Consider the following 15572-nt stretch of genomic DNA (forward strand, 5'->3'; position numbering starts at 1 on the left):
CGATATTCGACGAGCGGCGATCAGCGCTCACGCCGGCTGTGACTCGGGACCACGGACGTCGTGCCGCGTCATGCCTGTTTTTTCGGCAATGTTGTGCTGAATCCGTACGCACGAGTCGGCAGAACCTCTAGCGCTCTACTTTGGGCAGCGTCACGCCGACCTGTCGTTGGTACTTCCCTCCCTTGTCGCGGTAGGACACTTCGCACGGCTCGTCTGACTGGAGAAAGAGCGCCTGTCCCACGCCCTCGTTGGCGTAGATGATCGCCGGGAGGGGCGTCGTGTTGGAGATCTCGAGCGTGGCGTATCCCTCCCACTCCGGCTCGAACGGCGTGACGTTGAGGATGATCCCGCAGCGGGCGTAGGTCGACTTCCCGAGGCAGATCACCAGAACATCGCGCGGAATGCGCCAGTACTCGACCGTGCGCGCCAGGGCGAACGAGTTCGGCGGAACGATGCACGAATCCGCCTTGATATCGACGAATGCCTCGCTCTTGAACGCCTTGGGATCGATGACGGTCGAGTGGACGTTGGTGAAGACCTTCCACTCGTCGGCGACGCGGAAGTCATACCCGTAGGACGAGACGCCGTAGCTGATGCACCCGCCGGTGCGCACCTGAGAGGGCTCGAACGGCTCGATCATCCCGTGGTTGCGAGCCATCCGGTGGATCCAACGGTCGGACTTGATTGCCATGCCATTCCTCTGACATTGCGTGTTACTGGTTCCACAATGAGACAAGGTCATGCCGAGCGAAGGACGACATCCACTCGTTGCCACACGGAAGCGGTGTGATGATGCGAGGCATGTTCACGCTGGTGCACAACGGAGGCTCCGGGGCGGCGTTCGCAACGGACGCCCAGCCGGAGCCTCACGCCGTGGTCGAGCCCGGTTCGTTCGCCTAGAACTTCAGGTTCAGCTCGCCGGTCAACACCTTGCTCGTGTTCTTGGTGCGCAGGACCTGGTAAAGATTCCCCTGCAGATCCCAGAAGGAACGGGTGTAGTTCCGGCTCGTGTCGCTCGGGCTGTAGGAATAGTATTGGAGCTGCAGGTTCGCGTTGCGCAGCAGATCGAGGTCCAAGCCGAGGAGCGTCGATCCGCTCGTACCGTCTTGGCGACCCTTTTGGAGGTTCAGTTCTGGGAACAAGCCATCGCTGTCGAGCTTCGACGTGCCGTCTTGACGCTGGACGTACACGAGCGCCTCTCGGTACCGGTACGGATTCGGGTTGAGGACTCGCTTCAGCCCGACGTAGAGGTCGTTGTCGAAGCTCCGATCCGTGAACTCGAGGCTATCCTCGGCTTTCTCCGGGAACTCGTTCGTGCCCTGTCGGTTCGAGTAGGAGGTCCGGTTCTCGACGAGGACGTTCCAGCGCTCCGACAGGTCGTAGTTGAGGAGCACCTTCTCGCGCGCCGTCAGCAGGTCGATGTCATCGATGGAGTCTGGCGCCTCGTCGATGTCCTCATAGTCCTGCAGATCGTTCGTGCTCTGGTTCATGAACCGCGAGGACGAGACGATGTCGAAGTCTGCCGGTCGAATCGAGAAGCCCACGACCCGATAGCGCAGGAGCTCGTAGGTCTCCGGGTCCTGAAGGTAGAGGTTGCCCAACGGGTCAGCCGCGACGAACACCAGATCGCGCCGCGATTCCCCGAGCTGATCCATTCGGTACGTCGCGGTGTCGATGTAGTTGCCCGCGAGATCGAACGACAGCACTCGCTGCATGACGGTGTGATAGAGCGTGTTCTGGACACGGATCGCCGTCTTGAGCGCGCTGTCTTCCAGTTCTTTCTGCTCGTTCTTCTCCTGCTCGTCAAGGAGCCGAAGCTCTTCGAGCCGTCGCAGGCGCAAGCCCAGCTCTTCTTCGGCGGTCAACTGCGACGCCAGAGGGTCGGTGATCAGATTCGGGCGCAGCGCTCGCTGTCCGCTGGTGAACGCCGAGAGTGACAGCGTTTCGAGCGGGACGGAGCGGAGCTCCTTCCGCACGAACGTTGACGCATCGCGGACGAGCAGGCGGTTGTCGAGCGTCGCAGCGATGTACGCCGGCGAAGTGACCTCGTTGCTGCCCAAGCCCTGAGAGGCGAACGCCCGGACGAACGCGCCGCCGTTATCGAACTGGACGATCCGGTCGTTGCCCGTGTCGGCGACGAACACGTTGCCGTCAGCGCCGACTGCCATGTCATCCGGGGAGTCGAACTCGCCGTCTCCTGATCCGTAACGCCCGAATGTCGCCGCGCGCTTCCCATCGGGCGAGAACTTGATCACGTTCTGACGAGAGGCGCGCTCTGCGTCGAGCACGAACAGGTTCCCGGCGGCATCGACCGCGATCTGGATCTTGCGGTCGTGTCCTACGGGCTGGATCGCCAGGGCGTAGTTCCCTGAGGCGTCGATGATCTCCTTGACCGGCGTCACGGGCGCCGACGGAAGCGACTGGAGCACGTCGAGCTTGACCGTCGAGCGGAACTTCAGATCGGGTCCGAACTTGTGGACGCACGGCGTGTAGAGGTAGACGGGCGTCTTTCCAGCAGGCTGCTCCACGGCGGACACGGTAGTGTCGGCGACGTAGATGCCGCCGGACGCATCCACCGCCACGTCCCCGGGCGCAGAGAGGACGACGTCGAGCGACTCGGCGTCGGCAGACGGGTACTGAGCGAGGACGGCCCCATTCGGATCCAGCTTCTGGATGATCCGGGTCGCCGCGTCGCTGACGACGACGTTGCCCTGTTGATCGAATCCCAGATGGATCTGCGTGCTGAACCCGCCATTGCCGTAGCCCTTACCGCCCAGGGCGCGGTCGAGCTCGACGAGGTTGAGCGCGAGCCCGGACGTTGCCACAGTCGCCAGGGCAATGCCGAGAACCCATGTCGCTGCACGCCTGATGTCCCGCACCGCTCTCATGAACTGCGATCCTTCCCGGCGTTGATCTGCACGCCCTGTCGGGGAACCTGTGCGTCGATTTCGGTCGCGTGGGGGTGGCTAGCCCCGGTATCGGAGTCCTTGTACTGAAGCCGGTAGAGCCGGTAGTAGATGCCCTGCTGTTGGAGCAGCTCTGCGTGCGAGCCAACCTCGCGGATCTCGCCTTTATGCATCACGACGATCTTATCTGCATCGCGGATTGTCGACAGACGATGCGCTATGATAATCGAGGTGCGTCCCTCCAACAAGCGCTTGATCGCCTCTTGGATCAAGACCTCCGTTTCGGTGTCCACGGAGGATGTCGCCTCGTCGAGGATCAAGATGTCCGGGCTGAACGCCAATGCGCGGGCGAACGCGATGAGCTGCTTCTGTCCGACCGAATAGCTGGCGCCGCGCTCCTTCACCTCGGAACCATAGTCTCCCGGCAGGGACATGATGAACCGGTCCGCCTGGACCGTCTTTGCTGCTTGGCGCACAGCGTCCAGATCGATGTGCTCCGCGTTGAGAGAGATGTTCTCGGCGACCGTGCCGGCGAAGAGGACGACATCCTGCTGGACGATGGCGATCAGACGACGCAGGTCGGTCAGCCCGTAGTCTCGGATGTCGATCCCATCCACCGTGATGCTGCCCTTCTGCACATCGTAGAACCGGCACAGCAGATTCGTCATTGTCGTCTTGCCCGAGCCGGTCGCGCCGACGATCGCCACCTTCTCGCCTTTGCGGATCGAGAGGTTGATGCCGCGCAGGACGTAGTCGTCGTCGCGATAGGCGAACCAGACGTCGCGGAACTCGATGCCTTCCTTCAGCGAATCGATATGCCGCGAGTCCGGCTTCTCCTGGATGGCGGGCTCGGTGTCGCGGATCTGGAAGATGCGTTCCGATGAAGCCATCGCCATCAGCATCGTGTTGTACTGCTGGCTGAGGTTCCTCAGGGGCCAGAAGAACCGGTTCCCCCACGTCAGGAACGCGAACAACTCGCCGAGCGAAATGTGCTGCTGGAGCGCCTGCCCGCCGCCGTACCAGATGATGACCGCCGTCGACAGTCCGCCCGCCAACTCGACGAGGGGTCCGAAGAACGCCATGGCGATGACGCCACGCAACGCCGCATTCACGTAGTCCGTGTTGATGCCGACGAAGCGGCTCAGCGTTCTCGGCTCCTGCGAGAAGAGCTGGACGGTCGTCAGACCGGATATGCGCTCGTTCATGTAGGAGTTGAGGCGCGAAAGCTGCCGCCGCCACTCGCGGTAGGCGCGTCGGGAGATCACCTGGAACGCGAAGGTCGAAGCGGCGATCAGCGGCAAGACACACAGCGTGACAAGGGCGAGTTGCCAGTTCACGTAGAACATCATGCCGACGATGAACGCCAACCCGATCACGCTGCCGAGCGAGTCGACGATGCCGGATGTGAAGAGCTCCTGAAGCGCTCCCGTGTCGTTCATGACACGGACCATCAGCCTGCCGACGGTCGTGTTGTCGAAGAAGCCGACGTGGAGTCGGTGGATGTGGCTGAAAAGCTCGACGCGCAGGTCGCGGACGATGTCCTGACCCATCAACTGCATGACGTACGATTTGAGGAACTGCGCCGCGAGGTCTACGACGAGCAAGCCCAGATAGGCGACCACCATCCAGCGCAGGGCGCCCAGCGCTCCGAACAGGTCGAGACCCTTGAGACGGTCTCCCTGGATGAACCCGTCGATTGCCTTCATCGCGACCAGGGGTGTGCCGTTCCGCGCTGCTTCGCCGACGAGGATCAGCACGAGACCGATACCCACAGCCTTGCCATACGGCTTGAGGTATCGCAGCAGCCGCTGGAAGATGACGCGGTCGTAGACCTTCGTCAGCTCGTGTTCTTCGTAGAGATCGCCGAATTCGTCCATCTTGCGCCCGTATAAGCCGCGTGCTGTCCGCTTACCGCTGGTGCTCGCCTAGAGCCGCTCGAGCTCCTCCTCAAGACGCTGCTTCTCGAAGAGCTCCTGGTAGAACCCTCCCTGCGAGAGCAACGCCTCGTGCGTGCCGCGTTCGGCGATGGTGCCTTCGTTCAGCACGACGATCTCGTCGGCGTGCTTCACCGTCGAAACGCGGTGGGAGATGATGACCAGCGTCATTTTCTCGCCGTAGTCCCGCAGATTGTTCAGGATCGTTTCTTCCGTATAGGTGTCAACCGAGGCGAAGGCGTCGTCCAGCACGAGTATGCTAGGTCGTCTCAGCAGCGCCCGCGCCAGTGACGTGCGCTGACGCTGACCTCCGGAGATCATCGCCCCGCGTTCTCCGAGTTCCGTACCGAATCCCATCGGGAACTCCTCGATCTCCGGCAGGAGATGGGCGAGGCGAGAGGCGTCCTCCAAGTGCGGGTCGGTCGCTTCCGGGTCGCCGAAGCGCAGGTTGTCCGCGATGGAATCGGAGAAGAGGAACGACTCCTGTTGGACGAAGCCGATGGCGCTTCTCAGGTGCTTGAGCGAGTACTCGCCGACATCCCTGCCGTCCACCAGAACCATGCCCGGTTGCGCGGTGTAGAGCCGCGCGATCAGGTGAACCAGCGTGCTCTTGCCGGCTCCGGTGGGTCCGACGATCGCGAGGGTCGATCCCGACGGAACGCGCACACTGACATCGTGCAGAACCGGCTCGTCCCCGTATCCGAAGCTGAGGTTGCGGAACTCGAGATCGCCGTGAATCGGCGGCTCCGGGAGGGCGAGACCGTCGGGATCGACGATGGCGGGAGTCCGATCCATGATGGCGCTCAGCCTGCCCATGGATGCAGCGCCGCGCTGCAACCCGCTCCATGTGAACCCGAAACTCGCCATGGGGAAGATGAGCATCAGCAGGCACGTGTTGAACTGGGTGAACTGACCGAAGGTGAGCGAGCCGCTGGAGACCGCGACACCCCCGACCCACAACAGCAGCAGGAAGCTCAGCCCGGGCAAGAACATGAACATCGGGAAGATGAGCGATTCGAGACGGATCAGCGATTTGTTCCGCTCGATGTAGTCCGTGTTCATCGCGCCGAACGAGGCGATCTCGCTTGCCTCGCGCGCGTAGGCTTTGACGACCCGCACGCCCATGAAACTCTCGCGCACCTTCGCGCTCATCGCCGAGAACTGCTCTTGGATGCTCTCGAACATGGAATGGATCTGAGTCGAGAGCCTCTGCATGATGAACGGCATGGCGACGAAGGGGATGAGCGTGACCAGCAGCAGGCGCGCGTCGATGGTCGCCATGAGCACGACCGCCGCAGGCACGCGCACGACGGACGACGAGAAGAACATCAGCGTCTGACCGAGCGTCTGCCGCACGGCGTTGAGATCGTTGATCGCTCGCGAGACGAGGTCGCCGACGCTGTTTTCGACGTAGTAAGCAGGCTCCAGGCGAATCAGGTGCCCGAAGAAGTCGTTGCGGAGCTCGAACTCGATATGCCGGGAACTGTACCCCATGTAGTAGCGCGAACCGAAGCGCGTGGCTCCCTGAACGACGACCAGCCCGAGCAGGATCATCGCATAGACCGGAATGGTGAACCGACCGGGATGCTCGATGCTGTCGACGGCGTCCCGCAGAACGTATGTCGAGTAGAGAGCGACGCCTTCTGCGGCGAAGAGCAGCACGTAGCTGAATGCGATCAGCGCGGCGTTTCGCCTGACGTAGGGGAGGAGTGATCGCAGGCTGCCGATGGGTGTTCCCCTCTATCGCCTCGATATCGCGGTTGCGCAGGCGGACTCTAGCACGGGATGTGACGAACACGCAATGAGGATTGCCGTCAGGATCGCTCGTTCTTGACTCTGGAAGAGACGCAGGGATAGCATTGCGTTCCGCCAGTAACCTGCGGACCCAACTGTCCGCAGAGCCAGTGATGGGAGAGGAATCCATGCCGACGTACGAGTACCGGTGCGATGCGTGCGGTGCAGCATTCGAGCGATTTCAGAGCATCACGGCAGAGCCCGTGCGCGACTGCCCGAGCTGCCAGACCGCCGGTCGCGTGCGTCGCCTTATCAGCGGCGGCGCAGGACTCATCTTCCGAGGGTCCGGGTTCTACATCACCGACTATCGCAGCGAGTCCTACCGGCAGGCAGCCAAGAGCGACAGCTCGTCGTCCGACTCCGCCAAGGCGTCGTCAACCTCCTCGGACAGCTCGTCGTCTCCAAAGGCGTCCAGCTAGGCGACCTTCTGGGTCGATGCGGGCGCGGACGCGGACATCGGCGACCCGGGGCACATCAGCCTGCAGGCATTGCGCGCTCCGACCGCTTGCTTTGAGCCGCGCGTCAGTCTCCACTGCCTGCTCCTACTTGACGAACCGGCTCCTTCCTCAGCCGTTGACACTCCCGCTCCCGCGATGATAGCGTAGCCCTCACGCCACTGCCCGGATGGGCAATGTCTACGGCTCTGCCTTCCCGAAGCTGTACGCGAACTGGAGCAATCAGATGACTCGCGCCGCCGTCATCGGGTACGGGTTTGCCGGACGCTGTTTCCACACGTATCTGGTCGGGCTCGCGAACGGACTAGAGCTGCACTCGATTGCCACGCGCGATCCCGAGCGCCGCGCCGCGGCACAGCGCGACTATCCCGACGCCAAGTGCGTCGCGACGATGGACGAGGTACTCGCCGACAGCAAGGTCGATCTCGTGGTGCTGGCGACTCCGCACAACACGCATCGAGACCTAGCCGTTCAGGCGATGGATGCCGGAAAGCACGTCGTCGTGGACAAGGTCGTCGCGATGGATGCCGCCGAAACCATCGAGATGGCGGAAGCCGCGAAGCGGAACCGCGTCCTCTTTTCGGTGTTCCACAACCGGCGTTGGGATTGGGACTTCCTCACCGTTCAGCGTGCCATCCAGGACGGATACCTTGGGGAACCGTACCTGTTCGAGTCCGCCATCATGCGTTACGGGAAGCCCGGAGGCTGGCGAGGCGTCAAGTCGCAGAGCGGAGGAATACTCTACGACTGGGGCGCACACCTGATGGATCAGGCGCTCCAGATCGTACCCTCGAAGGTCGAGTCAGTGTCGTGCCAGATTCAACATCGAGGGTGGGACACGGACATCGGCAGCTACGTGCAGGTGAACATCAACTTCGAGAACGGCGTCATCTATCGCGTCGAGGTCGGGAATCTCTCGCTCTATGCCCGACCGCGCTTCCAGGTGTTCGGCGACCAAGGGACGTTCGTCAAGACCGGCGTCGATCCCCAAGAGCCGTTCATGATCCGAGGCGATATCGACGCCGCCGTGGAAGAACCGGAGCACCAAGCCCGCGTATGGACGATGCAAGGGGGAGAGCGACGCGAGTTCACCATGGAGACGGTGCGCGGGTCGTGGCGCAGCTACTACCAGAACATCGCCGACGTGCTGAACAACGGCGCTGAGCTCGTCGTCACGCCGGAGCAGATGGTGCGGCTCATGCAGGTCTACGATGCGGCGATGACCGCGGCGGAATACGGTGTCACGATCCCGCTCGGCATCTGAGTGGAGCCCGCTACGCGGCGGGGTTCCTCCGACGTCGCCAGACGATCCAGGCTAGCGACGTCAGCACGGCGAGGAGAAACGCGGCGGCGGCTGCCATGGGGATGGCTGCGCCACCCCCGGCTGCGCGGAGCTGGTCCGCCGCATAGGCTCGGTCGTCCGACCCCTTCGCTGACGCTCGCAGGGCAAGCCGCCAATAGGCGCGGGAAGCCTTCGGGTCACCCAACTGCGCGGCGAGTTGGGCGCTGGCGATCATCGCCCGCGATGCGCCGGTCTGCGTTCCCCACGCTTCGAGAAGGAAGTCGGCGAACTCGGACGACAGGCTCGGGAGCTCGTATGCGGTTCGCCGCGCCTCAGCCGCCGACGCCAGAGCCTGGTCCGGGTAGCCCGCCTCGAACCGAATCTGGGCGACCTCCCACGATGTGCGCTCAGCCGCCTCGATTGCAACGTCGATGTCCGTCGTGCCTGAGAACTTGGCCGTCGCCTCGCCGTATAGGCGGTCATCGGCGGTTGCCGCGATGATGCGATACGTCTCGCCCGACTTCAGCGCCGCTCCCGTCGTGTCGAACTCGAACGCGCCCGGAGCGCTGAGAACTCTCGTTAACCCGATGTCCGGGCGCACGGTCACGACGATGTTGGTCACCTGAACCCCTGCCGGAACGGAGACCGTGCCCCGGATGCGCACCGGGCTCAGCGCCACGGCCGCCGAGTAGCTCTTGCCGCGAGTACGCGTCACATTCACGAGCACCGGGTCTGCGTCGCGATACCCCGGCATCCGTGCGCTGACAGAGTAGACCTTCCGACGAAGCTGGGACAGTCGATAGGGGCTCTTGCCGACCTCGACGCCATCCACCAGGACGGTCGCCCCTTCGGGCGAGGTCTCGACCGTCAGACCGGCGGGCAGTGTCGCCAACGCGACGTCATTGGCTCCGGTCAAGCCGACGATCGCGTCGGCAGCCGTGATGCCCCGCGTGTAGACGCGGCTCTGGAGGGTATTCGCGACCTCGTCTGGACGGAGCACGCCGTCGCCGTCGGAGTCCGCCGTTGGCGTCAGCGATTGGGCGAGAAGGCGTGCCATTGAGCTTCCCAGCGGCTTCAGGGCGATGACCGTCAGACCGATCGATCCGAGCGTCGTGCGGTTTCCATGGAAGATCCCGAGGGGGGCGTCGCGTGTCATCAAGTCCATCATCAGCACGACCTCGGAGCTGCGAACACTGGCAAGCCAGGACCTCAGCTCCGAGTCGCGGATGGGGGCAGGGGAGCCGCCAGCGCCAGCGTCCAATGACGCGTCGGATGGCATGACGTAGATGGCGTTCTCGGTGCGAGGCTTATGGACGTAACCCCGCAGGTAGATGTATGCCGGGGCTCCGGCGGGCGCTCGACTTCCGAAGTCGCGGATCAGCGACGCGATGGCCTGGCGAGTGTGGTTCCCGCCAGTCGATAGGGTGAACCGATCAGGCGAGGAGCCCGTGAGGTTCACGATGCGGTCCCGGAGCGCATGGAGGTCATCGTCGATAGCCGACATCGACGGCGCGCCTCGCGGCGAGCCGATATCGACGAACAAGCCCCAGGCTGGTTCCTGGCTCTGCGACTGGGAAGCCCAGAGCAGCGCTGTCAGCAGCGACAGGATTGCGAGGCTACCGGCCGGAGTGCGAGACATGGCGAGCGCCAGGGACAGGCCGCCGAACGCGCCGGATGCGCGCGGCGGCTCCGTGTTCGATTACAGCGGCAGAGCCACTGCCTGCCCGGTCTCCGCGGAGCGGTAGGCGGCTTCCATGACCTCGGTGAGGTTCCTACCGTCGCGGATGGTGATCGCCTGTGGCGTGCCTTTCACGATGGCGTTGACCCACTGCTCCATGGGGGTCGGGGTAGCAGCGGGCCGCGCGGCGAGGTACTTCTCCTTCGCGTCAGCGTCGAGCTTGCGCGTCTCGAAGTGAAGCCCACCGTGTCCGACGACGAAGGAACCCTCGGTTCCGTAGAGCTCCAGGAGGTTCGGGCCCGACCGGTGGATCCAAGTGCAGTCCACGATCCCGATGGCGCGGTTCCCGAACTCGAACAGCGTCACGCTGTTGTCGTCGATCGGGTAGGCGTTCGTGTAGTTGTTGATGATCGCGGTCACCTTGGTGGGCGTTCCCATGAGCCACGGGATGACGTCCATGCGGTGGCAGCCGAGGTCGAACAGCGCCCCTCCGCCGGCGCGCGCCTTGTCGGCGAACCATGCACTGGTTCCGCCGAACCAGCGGTCGAGGGATGCGGAATGGGCAATCCGACCGCGGCCGAACGTCAGGTCTCCGAGCAGCCCATCCGTGACGACCTTCTTCGCGAGCAGCAGGTCCGGGCTGCAGCGCGATGGGAGCGAAATCATGAATCGCACACCGGACTTCTCGACGGCGGCGATGATCTGGTCGCACTCCTTGACGGTGATCGCGAGGGCTTTCTCCGTGAAGATGTGCTTGCCGGCCTCCGCCGCCTTGACCATGAAGCGGGGGTGGTCGGATGTAATGGCGTTGACGATGACGCCGTCGATGTCGTCACGCGCCAGAAGGGCATCGAGGTCGGTGTAGAACTCGACGCCGTGGCGCTCCGCTCCTTGCTTACCGCCGTATTCTTCCTCATCCCACACCGCGACGAGCTCGACGTTCTCGATCGACTTCGCCTGCTTCGCGTATCCCTCGGCATGGACGTGGGCGAAGCTCAGCATCGCAACGCGGACGGTGTCGGCAGCCATGATGACTCCTTGACCAAGTAGATCACTGGGGCCCGCTTCGGGTCGTGTGATTATCGCTTGCACGAGCTCCGTGAAGCAACGCCGCTGTTCGCCAAGTTTTCGGCTCCGGGAGGTTCTCCAGCTCCTCAAGGGTTCCCATGGATACGGCTTTGCCGTCTCTCAGGAACAGGGCGCGTTCGAACAACCCGTCGTAGAGCTCCGGCACGTTCGTGGCGACGAGTATCGTCTTGCCCATCGCGTGCAGCTCGTGAAGCATCGCGGCGGTTTCTGCCTGCCCGACGGGATCCATGTCTGCCGTCGGTTCGTCGAGGACGAGCAGAGGAGGGTCGTGCAATACGGCACGCGCGACGCTGAACCGCCGTCGTTCGCCCGTGGACAGACGCCCGATATCCGCGTTCCTCCGGTCATACAGGCCCAGCAGCTCAAGAGCCTGTCGCGCCGCTTCGCGGGCTTCCGGGCGTTGCATACCGTGGGACTGCGCATGGAGCACGAGGGCACGTTCTACGGCGATGTTCGCCGGAACGCCGAACACACCCACATAGCCCACGCCACGCCGGACGCGGCGAGCGTGGCGCGGCAGGTCGTGACCCAGGATGCGCACGGAGCCCGAAGTGTGGCGACGACGCCCGGCGATCACTTCAAGGAGCGCTGACTTGCCGCTGCCGTTGGGGCCCAGCACTCCAACGCATTCGCCCGCCTCGACGCGGAGGTCGACGCCGTCGAGGACGGGCGCGCGGTTCACCCTCAGCACGAGCGATTCGATAAGGACCGCCGGTACGCGCGTCTCTGTCGCGTCTGCGCCCAATGGCTCTCCTCCTGCACAGGTCATTATGAGCCGGACAGCAGTCCTCCACAATCCTAGGGTGTTGCCCCATCGATGCCAGGAGTCGCCAGGGCGCATGGAGACTGCGATTGTGCTTGACAACCCGACCAGCCCTGAGCTAACGTTCATTACGAGTCGCGCGCCGTGGCTCAGCCTGGGTGTGCGTCACCCCATCCCATGTGCGAAGGAGGAAGCTGGCACTCGGATAATCTGTTGGCTCGTGTTGCGATGCTGTAACGCGGAACCAGTGTGTTCGTCTGAGCGCCAGTCATGCTCTACCCATAATGACAGAAGAATCGAAACTTCCAGCCGATCCCGACAACACGTCCGAGTCCCCGACTCCCGAACCCACGCCGGACACCGCCGCGCCCCAGGCGGAGGCGCCCGTGTCTGCGCCCGAGACCGCCAGCGAGCCCGAGAAGCTGAGCGATGAACAGCTCAGCGAGCTCTATGACGAGTCGCTCAAGAACATCCAAGAGGGCGAGATCCTCAAGGGCACGGTGCTCCAGGTCGACTCCGAGGGCGTGTTGGTCGACATCGGGTACAAGTCCGAGGGCTTGATCCCTATCACGGAGTTCGAGCTCGACGAAGGCGGTCAGCCGAACATCCATGCCGGAGACGAGATCGACGTCTACCTCGTGCGTCGCGAAGACGCCGAGGGGCGAGTCGTCCTGTCCAAGGAGATTGCTGACCAACGGCTGATCTGGGAGCAGATCGCCGAGGCGTACGACCAGGGTCGCACGGTGGTCGGTAAGGTGACTCGGCGGATCAAGGGCGGCTTGCGCGTCGAGATCGGGAACATGTACGCGTTCCTGCCGGCGTCCCAGATCGACATCCGCCCGGTTCAGGACCTCGATTCCTGCTTGGGCAGAACCTTCGAGATGAAGGTCATCAAGCTGAGCCGCCGGCGGCGCAACATCGTGCTGTCTCGGCGTGTTCTCCTTGAGGAGGAGCGCGAGAGCAAGCGCAAGGAGCTGCTCCAGTCGCTCGACGTCGGTCAGGTTCGCAGCGGCGTGGTCAAGAACATCACCCAGTTCGGGGCGTTCATCGATCTGGGCGGCTTGGATGGCTTGTTGCACAAGACCGACATGTCGTGGGGCCGCGTGGGACATCCCTCCGAGGTCGTCAAGCGCGATCAGGACATCGAGGTCGTCGTCCTCGACATCGACCGCGAGGAGGGCAAGGTCTCCCTCGGTCTGAAGCAGTTGACGAAGGACCCGTGGCAGGGAATCGCCGAGAGATATCCCGTCGATTCCGACGTGGCGGGCCGCGTCGTCAACATCGTGGACTACGGTGCTTTCGTCGAGCTCGAAGAGGGCGTCGAGGGGCTGATCCACGTGTCGGAGATGTCGTGGACCCGACGGAACGTCGATCCGCACACGGTGGTTACCGTGGGCGACGAAGTGCGGGTGCGCGTGCTGCATGTCGATCCGTCGCGTCAGAAGATCTCGCTGGGCCTCAAGCAACTCCAAGAGAACCCTTGGGACGAGCTCGAGCGGGAGCATCCGGTTGGTTCGCGCGTCCACGGACGTGTTCGCAACCTGACCGACTTCGGCGCGTTCGTCGAGATCGGCGATGGGATCGACGGCTTGATCCACGTGTCCGACCTGTCGTGGGCGAAGCGTGTCGTCAACCCGGGCGAGGTTCTCCGGGAAGGCGATGAGGTGGACGTCGTCGTTCTCAGCATCGACCGTGAGCGCGAGCGCGTGTCGCTGGGACTCAAGCAGGTCGAACCGGATCCGTGGCTCCACGTCCCGGAGCGGTTCAAGATCGGCACGGCGACGCAGGTCGAGATCGTGAACATCACGAGTTTCGGCGCGTTCGCCAAGCTCCAGGATGGCGTCGAGGGGCTCATTCACATCTCGGAGCTCGGGCTCGACCACGTCGAGCGTCCGGAGGACATCGTCCGTGTCGGCGACATGTTGGATGTCAAGGTGATCCACCTCGATCGGCAGGAGCGGCGCATCGGCCTGAGCCGTCGCGCCTACCTGATGGATCAGGATCGCTCGCTCGTCGAGCAGTATGGTCAGCCTCGAAGCACGCCGACGGAAGAAGCCCCGCCTCAGCAGGCTGCGCCAGAACGTGCCGAGCGCCGGGAGCGGCCGGAGCGCGCAGAACGGCAAGACCGTCCGGAACGCCAGGAGCGGCCCGAGCGCACGACGCTGGGCGATATCATCGATGCTGCGCAGCGCGAACACGCCCGACGCGGCAACGATGACGACAGCGAGAGCGAGACGAAGGAAGACGAATAGCGCACAGACACCGACAACCACGCTGATCTCATCCAGAGGTGCTGAGGGACGGGCCCTGTGAAGCATCGGCAACCGCTGCACCGTCGTGCAGTAGGGTGCCAATTCCCGCGAAGTCGGCGACGCTCCCCGAGCGCAGGCGGCTTCGGAAGATGAGCGCTGACCGACCCCCTCTGGTGAGTTGTTGCGTCGCAAAGGTCGCCGGTAGGGGGTTTCGTTTCGTGAGTCAACCGGCCTAACCGCCGGAGCTGTGGAGACTTCCGTGGACTACATCCTGACATCCGAATCCGTCACCGAAGGGCATCCCGACAAGGTCGCCGACCAGATCTCGGACTCGGTCCTCGACGCGATCCTCGCCCAGGATCCGCGCGGACGCGTCGCGTGCGAGACGCTGGTCACTACCGGAATCGCGATGGTCGCCGGGGAGATCACGACTGCCTGCTACGTGCACGTGCCGGACATCGTCCGGGAGACCTTGAGAGCGATCGGGTACACGAACGCCGACTACGGGTTCGATGCCAGAACGTGCGCCGTGGTCACGTCCATCGACACGCAGTCGCCCGACATCGCCATGGGCGTGGACCGCGACGGAGCCGGCGACCAAGGCATGATGTTCGGGTACGCTTGCCGCGACACGGACGAACTGATGCCCATGCCCATCCAGTTGGCACACGGGCTGACACGAGCCCTGGCGAGTGCGCGCAAGAGCGGGGCTCTGCAGTTTCTCCGTCCGGACGGCAAAGCCCAAGTGACCGTGCAGTACCGGGATGGCGTGCCGTCTGTCGTCACGACCGTCGTCGTGTCGACACAGCACGACGCGGACGTGTCCCAGGCTGAGATCCGCGAGGCCGTCATCGAAGAGATCATCCGCAAGGTGATTCCCGGCGAGATGCTGTCGCCGGACACCGTGTTCCACGTGAACCCGACCGGTCGATTCGTCGAAGGCGGGCCCAAGGCGGACTGCGGGCTCACGGGCCGCAAGATCATCGTGGATACCTACGGCGGGGCGAGTCGACACGGGGGCGGCGCGTTCTCCGGGAAGGACCCGACCAAGGTGGACCGGAGCGCTGCCTACGCGGCTCGACATGCCGCCAAGAACGTCGTCGCAGCGGGTTTGGCAGACCGATGCGAGATCCAGCTCGCCTATGCCATTGGCGTGGCGGATCCCGTGTCGATTCTCGTCGAGAGCTTCGGAACCGGCGTGCTCTCCGATGCGGAGATCGCCAAGATCGTGCAGGACACGTTCGATTTCCGCCCGCGGGCGATCATCGAGCGCTTGGACTTGCGTCGGCCCATATATCAGGCAACCGCCGCATACGGGCACTTCGGCCGCACCGAGCCGACGTTCACGTGGGAGCTCGCCGACCACGCCGAGCAGTTGGCAAAGTACCTATAGGAACTCGCGTCTGTGCCGTTGCGCGA

General features: G+C 63.8%; 10 protein-coding genes, 1 pseudogene and 1 riboswitch. Of the genes and pseudogenes, 4 read left to right on the plus strand and 7 right to left on the minus strand.

Annotation, left to right across the window (positions count from 1 at the left end; translation table 11 throughout):
• Positions 1-127: 127 nt before the first annotated feature.
• The 4 genes from FJZ36_02780 to FJZ36_02795 form a co-directional block, all read right to left on the minus strand.
• Positions 128-691 (minus strand): dCTP deaminase, encoded by a 564-nt coding sequence (locus FJZ36_02780; protein ID MBM3213824.1) that lies wholly within the window; start codon positions 689-691, stop codon positions 128-130.
• 205 nt (positions 692-896) lie between these two features.
• Positions 897-2888: a hypothetical protein gene (locus FJZ36_02785; GenBank protein ID MBM3213825.1), complete on the minus strand. Its 1992-nt coding sequence runs from the start codon at positions 2886-2888 to the stop codon at positions 897-899.
• The gene (locus FJZ36_02790; protein ID MBM3213826.1) at positions 2885-4783 is read right to left on the minus strand and encodes an ABC transporter ATP-binding protein; all 1899 of its coding nucleotides are present in this window, start codon (positions 4781-4783) and stop codon (positions 2885-2887) included. The genes FJZ36_02785 and FJZ36_02790 overlap by 4 nt, the downstream gene beginning before the upstream one ends.
• Positions 4784-4831: 48 nt before the next feature.
• Positions 4832-6502 (minus strand): ABC transporter ATP-binding protein, encoded by a 1671-nt coding sequence (locus tag FJZ36_02795; GenBank protein ID MBM3213827.1) that lies wholly within the window; start codon positions 6500-6502, stop codon positions 4832-4834.
• 260 nt (positions 6503-6762) lie between these two features.
• Between FJZ36_02795 and FJZ36_02800 the strand changes: the two genes are divergently transcribed.
• Together FJZ36_02800 and FJZ36_02805 are read left to right on the plus strand one after the other, a co-directional pair.
• Positions 6763-7053, plus strand: coding sequence for a zinc ribbon domain-containing protein (locus tag FJZ36_02800; protein MBM3213828.1), 291 nt, complete (start codon positions 6763-6765; stop codon positions 7051-7053).
• 205 nt (positions 7054-7258) lie between these two features.
• Positions 7259-8353, plus strand: a complete 1095-nt coding sequence (locus tag FJZ36_02805) for a dehydrogenase (GenBank protein MBM3213829.1) — start codon at positions 7259-7261, stop codon at positions 8351-8353.
• 10 nt (positions 8354-8363) lie between these two features.
• Here FJZ36_02805 and FJZ36_02810 read toward each other — a convergent pair whose 3' ends face one another.
• From FJZ36_02810 to FJZ36_02820, 3 genes are read right to left on the minus strand one after another with little or no spacing between them, the layout of a single operon-like run.
• Positions 8364-10010: a PEGA domain-containing protein gene (locus tag FJZ36_02810; protein ID MBM3213830.1), complete on the minus strand. Its 1647-nt coding sequence runs from the start codon at positions 10008-10010 to the stop codon at positions 8364-8366.
• Between the two features lie 60 nt (positions 10011-10070).
• Positions 10071-11078: a Gfo/Idh/MocA family oxidoreductase gene (locus FJZ36_02815; protein MBM3213831.1), complete on the minus strand. Its 1008-nt coding sequence runs from the start codon at positions 11076-11078 to the stop codon at positions 10071-10073.
• Between the two features lie 22 nt (positions 11079-11100).
• On the minus strand, positions 11101-12030 hold the full coding sequence (locus tag FJZ36_02820) for an ABC transporter ATP-binding protein (protein ID MBM3213832.1): 930 nt from the start codon (positions 12028-12030) through the stop codon (positions 11101-11103).
• A 155-nt stretch (positions 12031-12185) separates the two neighbouring features.
• Here FJZ36_02820 and FJZ36_02825 point away from each other — a divergent pair.
• Positions 12186-13955, plus strand: a pseudogene (locus FJZ36_02825) (30S ribosomal protein S1).
• Between the two features lie 223 nt (positions 13956-14178).
• Positions 14179-14309, plus strand: a riboswitch (SAM riboswitch).
• Positions 14310-14412: 103 nt separating this feature from the next.
• Entirely contained in the window at positions 14413-15546 is a 1134-nt protein-coding gene (locus tag FJZ36_02830) for a methionine adenosyltransferase (GenBank protein MBM3213833.1), read from the plus strand.
• Positions 15547-15572 lie beyond the last annotated feature (26 nt).

The sequence above is a fragment of the Candidatus Poribacteria bacterium genome, from assembly GCA_016866785.1.
Taxonomy (GTDB): Bacteria; Poribacteria; WGA-4E.